The organism is Roseibium sp. AWQ4_290 (assembly GCF_056160985.1).
Window position 1 is genome coordinate 32,229 of sequence record NZ_JBSWYG010000017.1, and the last position, 14,517, is coordinate 46,745.

At 60.2% G+C, this 14,517-nt stretch carries 12 protein-coding genes; 4 read left to right on the plus strand and 8 right to left on the minus strand.

Annotated features, from left to right (window positions below; genetic code table 11):
• Positions 1-61 precede the first annotated feature (61 nt).
• A complete protein-coding gene (locus tag ACXAH0_RS17310) occupies positions 62-937 on the minus strand; it encodes a LysR substrate-binding domain-containing protein (protein ID WP_475177275.1) in 876 nt (291 codons plus the stop codon).
• Positions 938-1,204: 267 nt separating this feature from the next.
• Between ACXAH0_RS17310 and ACXAH0_RS17315 the strand changes: the two genes are divergently transcribed.
• On the plus strand, positions 1,205-1,525 hold the full coding sequence (locus ACXAH0_RS17315) for a DUF1127 domain-containing protein (protein WP_475193354.1): 321 nt from the start codon (positions 1,205-1,207) through the stop codon (positions 1,523-1,525).
• Between the two features lie 188 nt (positions 1,526-1,713).
• On the opposite strand, the gene ACXAH0_RS17320 is transcribed toward ACXAH0_RS17315, so the two are convergent.
• The 4 genes from ACXAH0_RS17320 to ACXAH0_RS17335 form a co-directional block, all read right to left on the minus strand.
• Positions 1,714-2,496: a DUF937 domain-containing protein gene (locus ACXAH0_RS17320; protein ID WP_475193357.1), complete on the minus strand. Its 783-nt coding sequence runs from the start codon at positions 2,494-2,496 to the stop codon at positions 1,714-1,716.
• A 139-nt stretch (positions 2,497-2,635) separates the two neighbouring features.
• Positions 2,636-4,009: a glutamate--cysteine ligase gene (locus ACXAH0_RS17325; RefSeq protein ID WP_475177288.1), complete on the minus strand. Its 1,374-nt coding sequence runs from the start codon at positions 4,007-4,009 to the stop codon at positions 2,636-2,638.
• Positions 4,010-4,160: 151 nt separating this feature from the next.
• Entirely contained in the window at positions 4,161-5,798 is a 1,638-nt protein-coding gene (locus ACXAH0_RS17330; RefSeq protein ID WP_475193599.1) for an adenylate/guanylate cyclase domain-containing protein, read from the minus strand.
• A gap of 216 nt (positions 5,799-6,014) precedes the next feature.
• Positions 6,015-6,773, minus strand: a complete 759-nt coding sequence (locus tag ACXAH0_RS17335; protein ID WP_475193603.1) for a 16S rRNA (uracil(1498)-N(3))-methyltransferase — start codon at positions 6,771-6,773, stop codon at positions 6,015-6,017.
• A gap of 212 nt (positions 6,774-6,985) precedes the next feature.
• On the opposite strand from ACXAH0_RS17335, the gene ACXAH0_RS17340 reads away from it, so the two are divergent.
• From ACXAH0_RS17340 to ACXAH0_RS17350, 3 genes are all read left to right on the plus strand, one after another.
• Positions 6,986-8,698, plus strand: a complete 1,713-nt coding sequence (locus tag ACXAH0_RS17340; protein WP_475193362.1) for a SulP family inorganic anion transporter — start codon at positions 6,986-6,988, stop codon at positions 8,696-8,698.
• Between the two features lie 51 nt (positions 8,699-8,749).
• Entirely contained in the window at positions 8,750-10,318 is a 1,569-nt protein-coding gene (xseA, locus tag ACXAH0_RS17345; protein ID WP_475193368.1) for an exodeoxyribonuclease VII large subunit, read from the plus strand.
• Between the two features lie 175 nt (positions 10,319-10,493).
• Complete coding sequence (locus ACXAH0_RS17350) at positions 10,494-11,099, plus strand: DUF805 domain-containing protein (protein WP_475193372.1); 606 nt, start codon at positions 10,494-10,496, stop codon at positions 11,097-11,099.
• Between the two features lie 125 nt (positions 11,100-11,224).
• Here the strand turns inward: ACXAH0_RS17350 and ACXAH0_RS17355 are convergent, their stop codons facing one another.
• The 3 genes from ACXAH0_RS17355 to ACXAH0_RS17365 all read right to left on the minus strand — a co-directional run bounded on the left by ACXAH0_RS17355 (position 11,225) and on the right by ACXAH0_RS17365 (position 14,398).
• Complete coding sequence (locus tag ACXAH0_RS17355; protein ID WP_475177305.1) at positions 11,225-12,616, minus strand: TRAP transporter large permease; 1,392 nt, start codon at positions 12,614-12,616, stop codon at positions 11,225-11,227.
• Positions 12,613-13,257 (minus strand): TRAP transporter small permease subunit, encoded by a 645-nt coding sequence (locus ACXAH0_RS17360; RefSeq protein WP_475193378.1) that lies wholly within the window; start codon positions 13,255-13,257, stop codon positions 12,613-12,615. The genes ACXAH0_RS17355 and ACXAH0_RS17360 overlap by 4 nt, the downstream gene beginning before the upstream one ends.
• Positions 13,258-13,339: 82 nt before the next feature.
• The gene (locus ACXAH0_RS17365) at positions 13,340-14,398 is read right to left on the minus strand and encodes a C4-dicarboxylate TRAP transporter substrate-binding protein (protein WP_475177309.1); all 1,059 of its coding nucleotides are present in this window, start codon (positions 14,396-14,398) and stop codon (positions 13,340-13,342) included.
• Positions 14,399-14,517: the final 119 nt, after the last annotated feature.

The following is a 14,517-nucleotide window of genomic DNA, read 5'->3' on the forward strand; positions in this document are numbered from 1 at the left end:
GCCACGACAACCGTAAGGCAATACAAGCGACTGATATCACAACAAAATACAAGGAAACCGATTATTCAGCTGCCTGAGGCACGGACAAGTTGCCCAAAGAAGAGACGATATGCTCGACCAAAGCGTCCGTCACGCGGGAGCTGTCATTCCAGGCACGCATCAATCCGATGTCGCATTCCGGCAGGCTGGGAAACCCGTCCTGCTCGGTCAGAACGCGCATGCCCGAGCGCAGGGCCGATTCCGGCAGCACGGAAATGGCGAGCCCCGCCAGCACGGCCGCACCGACCGCCGTTGAACTCCAGCTTGAATAGAGCAGCCGATGCGGCCACTTCAGATCATCCAGCGCCGCAATGGCGGCCTTGCGCCACTCGCAAGTGGCCCGCCCCAGGGCCAGCGGCAAGGGGGACACCGTTTCGGTCGAGTGGCGGGCGGAGGCGACCCACAAGAGGGGCTCCCGGCGGATGATGGGCACATTCTTGCGGCCCCGCTTTTCCACATGGGTGATGATGGCCACATCCAGTTCCCCTTCGGAGATCAAATCCCTAAGATTGGGGGTCGGCGCGCAGACCACACTCACCTCTGCCTTTGGGTTGGATCGGGAAAACCGGGCCAGAATCTCCGGCAGGAACCGGTCCGCGTAGTCATCCGGCGTCCCCAGACGGACAAAGCCGGACAATTCACCATCGTCAAAGGCGGACAGGGTCTCGTCATTCAACTGGACCAGTCGGCGGGCGTAATGCAGCAGCCGTTCCCCATTGTCCGTCAGGCGGGATTGGCGGCCGACCCGCACAAAGAGCGGTTTGCCGACTCGCTCTTCCAGCCGGCGCATCTGCATGGACACGGCCGACTGGGTTTTGTTCACCGTCTCAGCAGCCTTTGTGAAACTGCCGCTTTCGGCAATCGCGACAAAGGTCCGAAGCTGATCAAGGTCGAGCATAGCCAACTCCATTCATGACAGAATGCGATGTGTACCACGCCATACATTCTTCAGAGAAATGAAAAATCCGCGAGCCCATCACACTTGTGAGCCGACGAACCTCCCAAGATTAGCATCACACATTCTGATATTTTTCATCAAAAACATTCGTTGGAATAATGTTTGGCGAACGGGCATCTAAAGGATGTTCCAATCACAAGGATCAACGCCTCTGGCGCGGAACAGGCTGCCGAAAATCCCTTTGGCCGCCAACAGGAGACCTATGCCATGACACCTTCTTCCAGCATCCCTTTCCTCGCTCTTCTCGGGCAGACGGTTGTTCGCGCATGGCGTATGTTTAAACACCGCCGTCAGGTGATTGACCTTCAGACCTGGACCGACGAGCAGTTGAAGGACATTGGGCTGACCCGGAGCGACGTTCGACGGGCTTTGGCCACCCCCTTCTACAAAGACCCGACCGCCGTTCTGACCAGAACCGTCCACGGCGCGATTGCCCCGTCCCATCTGGCAGCCAATTGCAGCCAGCCCGCAGCGCCTTCCTTCAAGGTGATTGACGGATGCAAGGGCAAAGGCCAGCTCGCCGCCTAGCTCCCGGAGCTTTCAGGCCGCCGCGCCCCCGTGGCGGCGGCCTAGGCCCGCCCGTTGCCAAATTGCTGAATTTGCAGCCCCTGTCGGCAAAACCTTGCTGACATCAACTGACCCGCCGCCTGGCGGGTCTTTTTTTGACTTGTTAAGAGGACTGCAGAAAAACAGGACCCCGCCCAGTCCTGAGCACATCACTCCCCGTCCAGATCCCGGGCTGCTTTTTCAAAAAAGCTGTCAAAGGTTTTGAACTGGCTGGATTGAATATCCCGCCCGGCCGCCATCCAACTGGACACCATCTCTTCAAACTCGGAAGGCTCATGGCCAGCCTCCTCCTCTTCGGCCAACGGCTCTTCCTCCTGCTCCGGCGCGGCGTCCTGCGGTCCGGCGTCCGCATCGGGATGGGAGACAAGCGTGGCGGGCTGCAGAAACGCGCTCCAGAACGCGTTCATGGCATTGGCATAGCCCTGCATATAGTCGGCTGGTGTCGGCTGGGGTTTGGGGCGTCCGCGCGCGAAACCGCGCAGATAGGCATCCAGCAGATTGCGCGCCTCCCCATGGACAAAGGGGCGCAGCACGTGTCCCATGGCCAGTGTTGCGGCCACCGGCATCACTTCCTGAATGGCATCGCTTTGAAGCCCCGTCAGGCCGGAGATCTGGCTGGCAAGAGCCTTCTGGACCGCTTCGGGCCCGAAAAACGGGGTCAGAGCGGCCTCAGAGGCGTTCTGGACAAAACTGGCAAAGGGAGTGCCGGCAAAGGCAGTGGAAGACAGCACATCGACGGGAGTGGCCATGCCCGGAAACTGCGAAAAGCCAGGAACCGCGCTGCCGAAATGCCGGAAGCCGTTGAACGCCGCCGGCATCAACTGTTCCATGACGCGGTTCAGATCCTCATTCGACCAGCCGAACCGTTCCCGGACATCCTGCGCCAAGGAGAACACATCAAAGGGGGGCGCTCCCGTATCGCTGCCAGTCATCACACTGCTCCGGTCACTATCAGCAAGGTCTTGAGAAACAAGACCAACCGTCCTCAGAGTGACCCTTTGCGGCGCTCAGGTCAAATCGCGCGGCCCACAGGGAACACAAACCTGGGGCGTTCAGACCGGGACCCCGGCCTTAATAGGCATATTCCTTGAACACCTGGGCAATATTTCCGTTCCAGGAGCCCTCATAGCGTTGCAGCAAAATGTCGGCAGGACACATGCCCGCAGCCAGCCCCTCTTCGATCGGCGCCAAATGCACCCGCTCATCCAGATCACCGTCACTTAGGCGGTTGCGGCGTTTGAGGCCTTCCTGGGCAAGAGCCAGCACCTCCTTGGCCACATCCAGAACCGTACCACTGCGGAACGGTGTCTGCAGAGCGGTTTTCGGAACGGCGCTGCGCAGAGCCGCGCGCTCTTCCTGTGTCCAGTCCTTGACCAGTTCCCACGCCTGATCCAGCACGCCCGCATCATAGAGCAGGCCAACCCACAGGGCCGGAAGCGCGCATATACGGCGCCAGGGACCACCGTCGGCCCCACGCATCTCGATATATTTCTTCAACCGCACATCCGGGAAGAGGGTCGACAGGTGATTGTTCCAATCGCCAAGGCTGGGGGTCGCATCCGGGATCTTCCCGTCAAGGGCCCCGGCCATGAACTGCCGGAAGGAGGTTCCGGTCACATCGAAATAGGTCTCGCCACGCTTGACGAAATACATCGGCACATCCAGAGCCCAGTCGACATAGCGCTCAAAGCCGAAACCGTCCTCAAAGGCAAAGGGTATGTCGCCGGTCCGATCCGCATCCGTGTCGGTCCAGATCTGCGCGCGGAAAGACTTGAACCCGTTCGGCTTGCCATCTGTAAAGGGCGAATTGGCAAAGATTGCCGTGGCAACCGGTTGAAGGGCGAGACCGATCCGCATCTTGCGGATCATGTCCGCTTCGCTGGAGAAATCCAGATTCACCTGGATCGTGGATGTGCGGTACATCATGTCGAGGCCGAGTGCGCCGACCTTCGGCATGTAGTTGGTCATGATGTCATAGCGGGACTTGGGCATGCGCGGCACATCGGCCCGCGTCCAGGTCGGCGTCATTCCGATGCCCAGAAAGCCGACGCCCATCGGTTCTGCGATCTGGCGCACATGGGCCAGATGCTGATTCGCCTCGCGGCAGGTCTCATGGAGTGTTTCCAGCGGGGCACCGGACAATTCGAACTGCCCGCCCGGCTCTATGGAAATCGCCCCACCGCCATTTTGGTCCGCAAGACCGATGATCTTGCCAGCATCCTCGATCCGCTCCCAGCCAAGCAGCGTCTCCATGCCGTCCAGCACGGCCTCGACCCCGTTTGCGCCCTCATAGGGAATGGGGGACAGCTCTTTGAGACAGAAGCCAAATTTCTCGTGTTCCGTGCCGATCCGGAACTGCTCTTCCGGCTTGCAGCCCGCTTCCAGCGTCGCGGCCAGATCCGCAACAGAGTCAATCGGAGTGCTGTCGACCGTATCGCGGGCCATGAAACCGTCCTAAATGTCTGCGCGGCCTTTGGGCAGGGAGGCGGTCAGCCGCAGTGTTCCGGCGCGTTTTGAAAAAAAAGCGCTTTCGGGTCCGCGTGATTTAGGAGCCTTGAAAGAAGAATGCAAGCAGGGAAACGGCACCGGGCACAGCTCACGCAATCCTGAAGATTGAAAGAGCCTCCTCCCGCCCCCGCAACTGCACGGGCCCAAGACTGACCGCCTCCAGGCCTTCCGGCATTTGCGCTATGGTCTCAGCACTGGCAAGCGCGATCACCTTGGCCTCAGGGTCAACGCTCTTGCCATGTTCCTGCAGCCGGGCGGCCACATTCACCGCATCCCCGATCACGGTGTAGTTCATGCGGGCCGCCGTGCCGATATCTCCAACAACCACCTTGCCTGTGTGAACGCCGATGCGAACCCGCAGATCGATTTGCCGGGACTGTCCGATCCGCTGCGCCAGTTCCTTCACAGCCCGGATGGCCATGGCCGCGTGGTCAGGCTGGTCGGAGGGCGCGCCCCAAAAGGCCATGACCCCGTCCCCCAGAAACTTGTCAATGGTGCCCTCGCCGTCGGCAATGACGTTGGAAACCGTTTCAAAATAGCCGTTGAGATAGGTGGCGGTTTCCTCCGCGCTTAAATGCGAGGCCTTGCCGGTAAAGCCGGCCAGATCGGCGAACACAATGGTCATTTCACGCAGTTCCACCGTCCGGCTGTCGGTCATCCCCTCTTCGATCAGCCGGGAAACCAGCTGCCGGGGCACATATCTGGCAAAGGCGTTGAGGGCACCGGTGGAACCGTTGAAGGCCTGATTGACGTCGTCCAATTCAGCAAGCCGGGACCTAGGCAAATGCCCGGCGGTGTCAAAGTCGAGCCGGCGCAGACCCGCCGCAGCTTCCGCAAGGCGGGTCAGCGGCCGCCCCAGCAGCCGGCCCACCATGAACGACAGAAACGCCCCGACCACAAGGGTGGCCAGGGCCGCGTAGAGTACGAACCAGGTCTGGTCGAGAACCGCCCCGAAATCCTTGGCTTTGTAGAGCGCCCCGGCAATCCAGCCCTTGGCGGGCCCTGCCTCAATTTGCGTGAAGATCGCGGTATACATGCGGCCATCTGCGGGAAAGAGCCGCCCGTCCACCACCCCTTCCACGCGATGGGCCCCGCCCATGTCCCGCCACAGAAGATGCAGCGGCGTTTCGGTCAGGGCTGTCAGATCGGGCAGCGCTGCTTCAGGTGTGGCGGCAAACCGGCCTAAGGGAACTGCGGCAACGGCAATTGCCTTGTTCTTGCCCTCGAGCAAAAAAGCCGACTGGGCTCCATCCAAGGCCATTTCCTGCGCTAGCCTTGCAAAGACGGGTTGCGGGTAATAGCCGGACAGGCGCTGGCCATTGCCGAGATCTATTTCCAGAACCCGGACAGCCGTTTGAAACCCCTTGCGGTACTCAAAGCCAGACCAGGCCGGACGGGGCAGCATGTCGCCCGGGACCTCTTCCATCACCGTCCGTCCAAGTTCCAGCTGCACTCCTTCGGGCAGCAATTCCAGAACCGGTTTGAGATCCGCGTCACTCAGGAAGACGCCTGGACGCGCGGTCCGGGCAGCCAAAGAGCGGAACAGCTGTTCCTGACGGGCGAAGAACCCGTTCAGCACCGTCTCGTTGTGTTTGAGCACGGAGAGAGCCTGCTGGCTCAAAAGGCGCATGGCGATCTGGCGGTCGGCCGCGGCAAGAGATCCGACAATAATTCCGCAAACCGCGACCAGAAGCACTGAAAAGACAAGCCCCAGCGCAACCCCCACCGGCAACCGGATGCGGCTCTTCCAGCGGTGCTGTGTTTCTCCTGGGCCCGAATCGGCAGCTGCCGGGCCGGCAGGCGGGAGCGGTTGCTCTTGCTTGAAGTGAGCAACAGTTTCTGAAGCCGGATTGGGTGGGCTCCCAGCCGGACCGAGCGCTTTCCCCACCCCGGACCGGCTAACTGTGTTGCCGCGCTCAGAACGCTCCCCCCCTCCCATGGGCTAGGTCCAGTCGCCCAGGGTTGCCTGAATCACCGTAAGAGCGGCAACGGCTGCAGTGTCGGCACGCAGGATGCGCGGGCCAAGCGGGATGACCACCACAAACGCAAGGCTTTTGAGCAAGGTCCGCTCATCCTCGGAAAACCCGCCTTCCGGACCGATCAGAACGGCCAGCGGCTGCGGTCCGGCCTCCTTCATCTGCGCGAGCGTCAGCAAGGGATTATTGGTGCCTTCCGCCTCATCGCAAAAAAGCAGCTTGCGGTCCGGATGCAGGCTGGGCCATTCGGCCAGCACCTCTTTCAGCGTTTGCGGGCCAATCACTTCAGGAACAGAGAGTACTCCGCATTGTTCAGCGGCCTCGATCACATTGGCTTCCATGCGTTCCAGATTGACCCGGCTTGACTGGGTATGCTGCGTCATGACCGGCTGCAGGCTGCCCGCGCCCATTTCCACCGCCTTTTGCACCATGTAGTCCAGGCGGGCGTGTTTGAGGGGGGCAAACAAATAGATCAGATCATTGCGCTCGGTCTGCTCGCGGGTGCGCTCCATGACCATGAGCGCGCAGTCTCTGCGGCCGGAACTGGAGATCTTGGCGAGCCATTCGCCGTCGCTGCCGTTGAAGACGAGCAGATAATCGCCATCCTTAATCCGCAGGACATTCAACAGATAGTTGGCCTGACTCCGGTCGGCCTCGATCCGGGCACCTTCGGCCAGAACATGGCGCAGAAACAGCCGTTGCATATTAAACTCGTATTTTCCCATGGTCCGACCGTAGGCGCTCGCATGTGCGTGTTTCAAGGCGTATTGTCCGGCGCCTCCCGGTGCCACACATCTTTCGATAGGCCGAGTCGCGTGCCCTGCCTATTCTTTTTCCAGCTCCTGCGGCCTTAACATGACCCTACGTCTTATTCCGGACCGTTTCACCCGAAGCGGTCTGCTGATAAGCTCTCGCTCAACATCCGGACCATCTGCAAATGCCTTCGCCCGCAAGAGCTTTCCTTTCCAACAGGGTCCTGGCCGGTGTCCTTCCGGTCAATAGAGCCCGCCTGCTGCCCGAGATCTTCGCCGGGCTGACCCTTGCGGCCATCGCCATCCCGGAAGTGATGGGCTACACAAAAATCGCCGGAACGCCGGTGATCACAGGGCTCTATACCCTGCTTCTGCCCATGGTCCTCTTCTCCCTGTTCTGCTCCTCACGCCATCTTGTGGTGGGCGCAGATTCAGCAACGGCGGCCATTCTCGCAACCGCTCTCGCCGGGATGGCCGCCACCGGATCAGATCACTTCGTCGCCCTCGCCGGTTTCCTCGCCCTCATGGTGGGCGCTCTCCTGATTGCCGCCAGCATCGCCCGCATCGGCTTTATGGCCGATTTCCTGTCGCGCACCGTGCTCACCGGCTTTCTGACCGGTGTCGGCATTCAAGTTGCCCTAAAGGCTGTTCTCGGCATGGGCGAGATTGCCTGGCCCAAGGCCAATGGCCTGGAGGCGGTGATGCAGCTTCCAGCCGCCATCCTTGCAATGAATGGATCGGCTGCAGCCCTGTCTTGCGGTGTCCTTGGTCTCATGTTTGTCCTCAGGCTGGTGTCCCCGAAAATCCCCGGCCCGATCCTGGCGCTCGGGTTGGCGGTTTTCGTGAGCTGGGTCTTCGGGTTGAGCTCCCGGCTCGCGGTTGTCGGCCCCGTTCCGGGCGGATTGCCCGGCCTCACGCTTCCCGCCGTGGAGATGACACCCAGCCTGGTGTTTCAGCTGGGGCCCACCGCCCTTGCGATGCTCGTTGTCATTCTGGCCCAGAGCACTGCAACAGCGCGAGCCTATGCCCGCCGCTACGGAGACCAGCTTGAGGCCGGGGCCGACCTGCGCGCCCTTGGCCTTGCGAATCTGGGGGCGGGCCTGACAGGCACCTTCGTCGTCAACGGCAGCCCGACAAAGAGCCAGATGGTGGACAGCGCCGGCGGCCGGAGCCAGCTTGCCATGCTGGTGACCGCCGCCGTTGTTGTTCTGGTGCTGCTTTTTTTCACCGAGCTGCTGACCGACCTTCCCGAAGCTGCCCTTTCCGCGCTTGTCTTCAAGATCGGCCTGGATCTGATCGACCTGAAGGGGCTAAAACAGATCTATCAGGAACGGCGGCCGGAATTCTGGGTCAGCCTTGCGACTATTTTCGTGGTGGTTCTTGCCGGGGTTGGCCCCGGTATCGTCCTGGCCATCGTCCTGTCCCTGATCCTGCACACGCGCCATGGCTATCACCCGGTCAATCTTCTTCTGGTCCAGGCCGGGCAAACGGACTGGAAAGCCCGTCCGCTCGCCTCGGGGCAACAGGCTTTGCCCGGCGTGATGATTTACCGCTTCACCCACAGCATGTACTACGCCAATGCCGACCGGCTGGCGGCGGAAGTCCGGCAGCTGGCCGGAGGGGCTGAAGCGCCGCTTTCCATTTTCTGCATCGACTTTTCCTGCGTGGACGACATCGATTTCACCGCACTGGAAACCCTGAAGCAGCTGGAAACGGATCTGCAGGCAAACGGCACGCGCCTTCTCTTTGTGCAGGTGCTTGACGACCCCGCCTCCCACTGCCGCCGCCAGTTGAGGGACAGCTTCGGAGCAGATGCCATCTTCGGGACCCTTGAGCAGTTCCACCGGCATGTTGACACATCCCCAGGATCCGGCATCTCCCCTTCCGCCCCCCCTTGACCCTCTTCCGGCAAACGGCCACTTTCGGGAGCAAGAAGAGGAATCATCTGCGTGAGCGAATCCCAGTCCAACGTTGCCGAATTTTCTGTCTCGGAACTCTCCTTTTCCATCAAACGCACGATGGAAGACGCCTTTGGCTATGTGCGGGTACGCGGAGAACTCGGCCGGATCTCCCGGCCCGGATCAGGCCATATCTATCTGGACCTGAAAGACGACCGGGCAGTTCTGTCCGGTGTCATCTGGCGGGGCGTCGCCTCTAAACTGAAGATCCAGCCGGAACAGGGGCTGGAAGTGATCGCCACCGGCAAGATCACCACCTTCCCCGGCCAGTCGAAATACCAGATGATGATCGATGCGTTGGAGCCCGCTGGAGCCGGAGCTCTGATGGCGCTTCTGGAAGAGCGCAAGAAAAAGCTTGCCGCCGAAGGCCTCTTTGCCGAAGAGCGCAAGAAGACCCTGCCGCCCCTGCCCAAAGTCATTGGTGTGGTCACGTCTCCGACCGGCGCCGTCATCCGCGACATTCTGCACCGGGTTGCGGACCGCTTCCCGGTTCATGTGCTGGTCTGGCCGGTACGGGTACAAGGCGAGACATCCGGTGCAGAGGTTGCCAACGGCATTCGCGGGTTCAACGCCCTTTCCCCCGGCGGAGCCATTCCCAGACCTGACCTTTTGATCGTCGCCAGGGGCGGCGGCAGTATCGAAGATCTTTGGGGGTTCAACGAAGAAGCTGTAGTTCGGGCGGCTGCCGGCAGCGACATCCCGCTGATTTCAGCGGTCGGCCATGAGACCGACTGGACGCTGATTGATCTGGCTGCGGACCTGCGCGCCCCGACCCCGACAGGCGCTGCTGAAATCGCGGTGCCGGTGAAAGCCGAACTGATGGCCATGGTCGATGACCGCTCCCGGCGGCTGAATTCCGGCCTGGTCCGGTTCGTCACCGGGCGCCGCACGGAGCTGAGGGCAGCAAGTGCTGCCCTGCCCGCGCCCCAGGACCTTCTGGCCTTGCCGCGCCAGAAATTCGACACGCTTGCCAATGGGCTCGAACGGTCTCTGTTCGTGAGCACCCGCAGCCACCGGACGGGTTTCCAGAACCTGGCCGGACGGCTCAGCCCCCATCTGCTGAACCGGATCAGTTCCAAGGCGCGGCAGGATCTGGGGCAGATGAGCGAGCGCCAGCAGCGCGCGCTCTCCGTTGCCGTTTCCCAGAAGCGGCAGGCTTTTGCAGCCGTCGCCGCCCGTCTGACGCCGGGCCGCCTGTCCCAGCAGCAACAGCTTGGCCAGGAACGGGTGACCGGCCTTGCCGAGCGGCTGGACCGGGCGTTCCTGGCCCGCCTTACACAGGACAAGAGCAAGCTCGACGGACTGCAGAAACTGCTCAAGTCGCTCTCCTACAAGGATGTGCTTGCGCGCGGCTATGCTGTTGTGCGCGATCGCAACGGCCTGCCGGTGCGCTCCGCTTCAGCCGTTACGTCCGGAGACTCGCTTGCGGTTGAACTGGCGGATGGCACTGTTGATGTGGTCGCGATGACCGACGCTGCCGCCCCGACCTCGCGCAAAACAAAGCCCCGGAAACCAGCTCCAGCCAAAGCACCTGCCCGTGACCAGGGAAGTCTTTTCTAGAGGAACCTGGCCCCTTCCCTCAGAAAACAGAATAAAAACAAAGACAAAAGCCATTTCATCTTGGCTTTTCGACTTTTACTTAGACATAATTTAACCAGATTTCTTTTCGCTATCTTAAAACGCTTCCCCTAGCGTAAATGACAATATCCAGATCGCAAACGGGGCAAGTGGGTACATGCAACGCAAACAGTTCGGGAAACGCGGGGCAGCAGCAAGCGCTGTTCCGCAAATTGGCGGCAGACAGACGGCCTACGCCGCTGCTGCCCCTCTGCCGACTTACGGCGCTGTCAAGGATGGCCCCGGCCTCGCCGCCTTTGAAGACAATGACAGCTTTTCCGTCGGCAGGGCACTCGCCCTGTGCCTAGGTGTGCTGTTCAGCTTCCAAGGGCGTATAGGCAGACTGCATTACTGGATGATCGGAGCGATCCGCTTCTTTGTTTTCGCCGCTATTTTGACCGCGTTTGTCGTGACGCTGTCGCCCCGGATCGAAGGATTGCCGGAAGAAGAGGCCGGTCGTGCCATATTGTCCTTTGCCTTCGGCACGGTGCAAGGCCTGTTCATGGTCTTGCTGCTTCTGGCCACTTTGGTTTGCCTATGGTCGCTGGAAGTCCGGCGCAGCCATGACCGCGATGCGTCAGGCCTTCTGCTGCTGATCCTGCTCATTCCGATTATCGGCAGCCTCTATGGGATATACATCTTTATCGCTAACGGCTTCTTCGCCGGAACACCCGGCCCGAACCGCTTCGACACAGCCCAGTCCCAGGCGCAGGTTTTCGACTGACCCCGGTCAGCCAGTCTGCCGATCTGCTTCAAAACAAAAAAGCGCCGCTGGGGGGACACCAGCAGCGCTTTCTCAGTTTGTTTTCATCTCTGCAGAACGGTGGCTGATCCTGGCCGCCCGGCTCGTCACCCCATCATCGATGGCAACAGCGTAATGATGGAGGGGAAGGCCAGCAGCCCGGCGATGGTCAGAACATCGGCAATGAAGAACGGGACGCAGCCCCGGAAGACTTCCTGAACCGGAATATCCGGACGGACCCCGGAGACGACAAAACAGTTCAGGCCGATCGGCGGCGTAATCAGACAGAGCTCCGCCATTTTGACCACAAGAATGCCGAACCAGATCGCGCAGGCCTCACCGGACATGCCAAACGCGCTGTCCGCAGCCGACACCCCCTCCCCGCCATTCAGCGCAATCACCGCCGGATAGACAACCGGCAAGGTCAGAATCAGCATGCCAATGGCATCCATGAACATGCCCAGCACCGCATAGGCCAGAAGAATGCAGATCATCACGATCCAGGGCGAGAATTCCAGCGCGACAATGAACTCCTTGAACGCATCCGGCAGGCCGGCAAAGCCCAGGAAGCGCACATAGACCAGAACCCCCCAGATCAGGGTAAAGATCATCACCGTCAGTTTCGCGGTCTCATGCAGGGCCTGCCCAAGCTGCTTGACTTTCATACCCTTGGCGAAAGCGACAATCAGCACCAGAAACGCCCCCATGGCGCCAGCTTCCGTGGGTGTTGCGGAAAATTCAAAAGACCCGATGCTCACCCCGTAGAGGCTGGCAAAGACAATCACAATGACCCCGACGACCGGCAGAGTTCCGGGCAGAGACGAAAACCGCTCCCCCCACGAGAACCCCTTGATCGGCGGCGCATCTCCCCGCCAGGCGGAAATGCCCACGATGATGGCCACATAGATGAATGCCGAGAAGATCCCGGGCAGAAAACCTGCAATCAGCAACTTACCAACCGACTGTTCCACCAGGATCGCATAGATCACCAGAATGGCAGAGGGGGGGATCAGGGATGCCAGGGTTCCACCGGCTGCCACCACAGCCGATGACAGGCGTTTGGAATAGCCTGCCGCCAGCATCTCGGGAATGGCAACACGGGCAAAGACGGCTGCTGTGGCGACCGACGCACCGGAGACGGCTGCGAACCCGGCGGTGGAGAACACCGTGCCGACCGCCATGCCGCCTGGCAACCAGCCGAGCCAGCGCTTTGCCGCCTCAAACAGCTGCTTGGTAAAGCCGGCATAAAAGGCCAGAAACCCGATCAGGATGAAAGTCGGCAGCACTGAAAGGGAATAGGTCACCGATTTGGAATGGGGGATTGTTCCCGCCATTTTCAAAGCAACGAAAAAGCCGCGCTCAAAGCCCATTTTAAGAGAGAAGTGAATGATGAGACCGACAAGCCCGGTGAATGCTGCAGCAAAGGCGACACGAACGCCGAAAAAGACGAGAACCAGCAGGACGCCGGTCATCAGGAGACCAACTTCAAACGGTGTCATTTCGAGGTCTCCCCTTCTGCTTCTTCACCAAAGGCTTCCTCGATTTCATGCTTGGCCACGTCCTCGACATTCTCGATCATGGGCACCTCAACGGGCTCGCGCTGCGGATCAGCCACGAGCCGGGCATAGCCATAGATCTGAAGCAGGAGCCGAAGGAGCAAAAGACTAAGTGCGACAGGCACGACCAGCTTTGAAGGCCAGGTCGGCAGGCGGATATCCATTGTGCTGTCCCCGATCACATAGGACCGGTCAAAATGATACCAGGAGCCCCAGATCAGCAGCGCGACAGTGAAAGCAATCAGAATCACTCCCAAAAGCTCGCAAATGTAGAGCGTGCGGCCTTGAAGTTTTCCCAGCACGATCTCCATACGGATATGTCCGCCGACACGCTGGCAATAGGCAACGCCTGCGAATGCAAAAATCGCCATCGCCTGCTCGGTGATGTCGATAAAGCCAGGGACAGGCAAATTGAAGACAATGCGTCCAAGAACCTGCGCCACAGCCAGCAAAATGAGCGCCAGAATGGCGAAAGCAGCGATAAGATTGAACCCGTTTTCAACGAGGCCCAGCAGGCCCGAAAAACGGATATAGGTGGCCGGACGGTCCGAAGCGGAGCCTCCGGCGGGATTGGTTGTCATCATGAGTGTCAGCCCCAGGAAGGGCTTTCCGGCGCATGGGCACCCCTTGCGCCGGAAAGCTGAAGGTCAAGCCAGTTTGAAAGGGCTATTCGGCAATGGTCTTTTGAACCATGTCGAGCAGTTCCTGTGCCGGAAGGCCGTTTTGTGTCTGCTCCGCGACCCAGGCTTCATGGATCGGACCGGCCTTTTCGGCAAAGGCGGCCAGTTCTTCGTCAGAGAATTCGATCTGAACGATGCCGCGCTTTTCCAGCTCCGGCCACCACTTGTCATACACTTTGGCATAGGTGGCCAGATAATGATCGAGCGCCGGATCAACAGAACTCTCAAGAGCTGCCTTAAAGTCATCCGGCAGTCCGTTGTAGGCGTCGATATTGACGACCACCGGGCAATGGACCGTGCCCGGGTTGAGGTTCTTGGTCCACCAGTTGGCCACTTCCACCACCTTGAAAGCCAGATGCGCGTGTGGGGCAAACCCGGCGGCCTGAACCGTGCCGGAATCAATCGCCTGGTAGGTTTCAGAGGCTGTTACGGAGGTCGGCACCGCGCCAACCGCGTCCATGAGCTTGCCCAGCCCCCCAAGGGCACGCACGCGCATGCCGTTGAAGTCGGCGATGGAGGACGGTGCATCGCCCTTGCCGGCAAAATTATACTGTGGCATCGGCGACGGCATCAGCAGCTTTGCGTTCCAGCGCGCCAGATCCTTCTGCACAGCCGGGTGGGCATACAGCGCCTTGGAGACCTTCACTTCGGTTTCCAGGTCGCTCACACCCAGGAACGGCAATTCCAGAACGGTCAGGGTCGGGTTCTTGTCCGCATGGTAGGAGGCACAGAACTGCGCCATCTCGAAGGCTCCGAAGGAAATTCCATCGAGGTTTTCACGGGATTTGGACAGTGCACCGCCATAATGCAGCTTGATTTCAAACTTGCCATCGGTCCTTGCAGACACTTCTTCGGCGAGCTTTTCAATATGTTCCGTGAACGCCCGGCGCTTGCCCCACAAGGACACATTCCAGGTCACATCTGCAGCAAAGGTTTCGGTGGCAAAAACAACAGTTAGCGCGGCCGCCGACAATGCGGTCGCAAACTTCATAGAAGAGAGCATGTAATCCTCCCAGATCAGGCGCTCATGTTCCTGGACACTCATCCCTGAAGTTTTCCCCAAGGGACGGTCCAAGCCGCAAGACCCAAAGCATGGGGCGTGCCAGTCTCCCGGTAAAGGTAAAAATCTGCGGATTGGCTTGTCTTTTTTGACAAGCGGTGGTG

Coding starts and splice junctions, on each gene's coding strand:
- ACXAH0_RS17340 (WP_475193362.1), top strand. CDS start 6,986: ATGCCTTCGCCCGCAAGAGCTTTCCTTTCCAACAGGGTCCTGGCCGGT.
- ACXAH0_RS17365 (WP_475177309.1), bottom strand. CDS start 14,398: ATGAGTGTCCAGGAACATGAGCGCCTGATCTGGGAGGATTACATGCTC.
- ACXAH0_RS17360 (WP_475193378.1), bottom strand. CDS start 13,257: ATGATGACAACCAATCCCGCCGGAGGCTCCGCTTCGGACCGTCCGGCC.
- ACXAH0_RS17350 (WP_475193372.1), top strand. CDS start 10,494: ATGCAACGCAAACAGTTCGGGAAACGCGGGGCAGCAGCAAGCGCTGTT.
- ACXAH0_RS17325 (WP_475177288.1), bottom strand. CDS start 4,009: ATGGCCCGCGATACGGTCGACAGCACTCCGATTGACTCTGTTGCGGAT.
- ACXAH0_RS17315 (WP_475193354.1), top strand. CDS start 1,205: ATGACACCTTCTTCCAGCATCCCTTTCCTCGCTCTTCTCGGGCAGACG.
- ACXAH0_RS17355 (WP_475177305.1), bottom strand. CDS start 12,616: ATGACACCGTTTGAAGTTGGTCTCCTGATGACCGGCGTCCTGCTGGTT.
- ACXAH0_RS17310 (WP_475177275.1), bottom strand. CDS start 937: ATGCTCGACCTTGATCAGCTTCGGACCTTTGTCGCGATTGCCGAAAGC.
- ACXAH0_RS17335 (WP_475193603.1), bottom strand. CDS start 6,773: ATGGGAAAATACGAGTTTAATATGCAACGGCTGTTTCTGCGCCATGTT.
- ACXAH0_RS17320 (WP_475193357.1), bottom strand. CDS start 2,496: ATGACTGGCAGCGATACGGGAGCGCCCCCCTTTGATGTGTTCTCCTTG.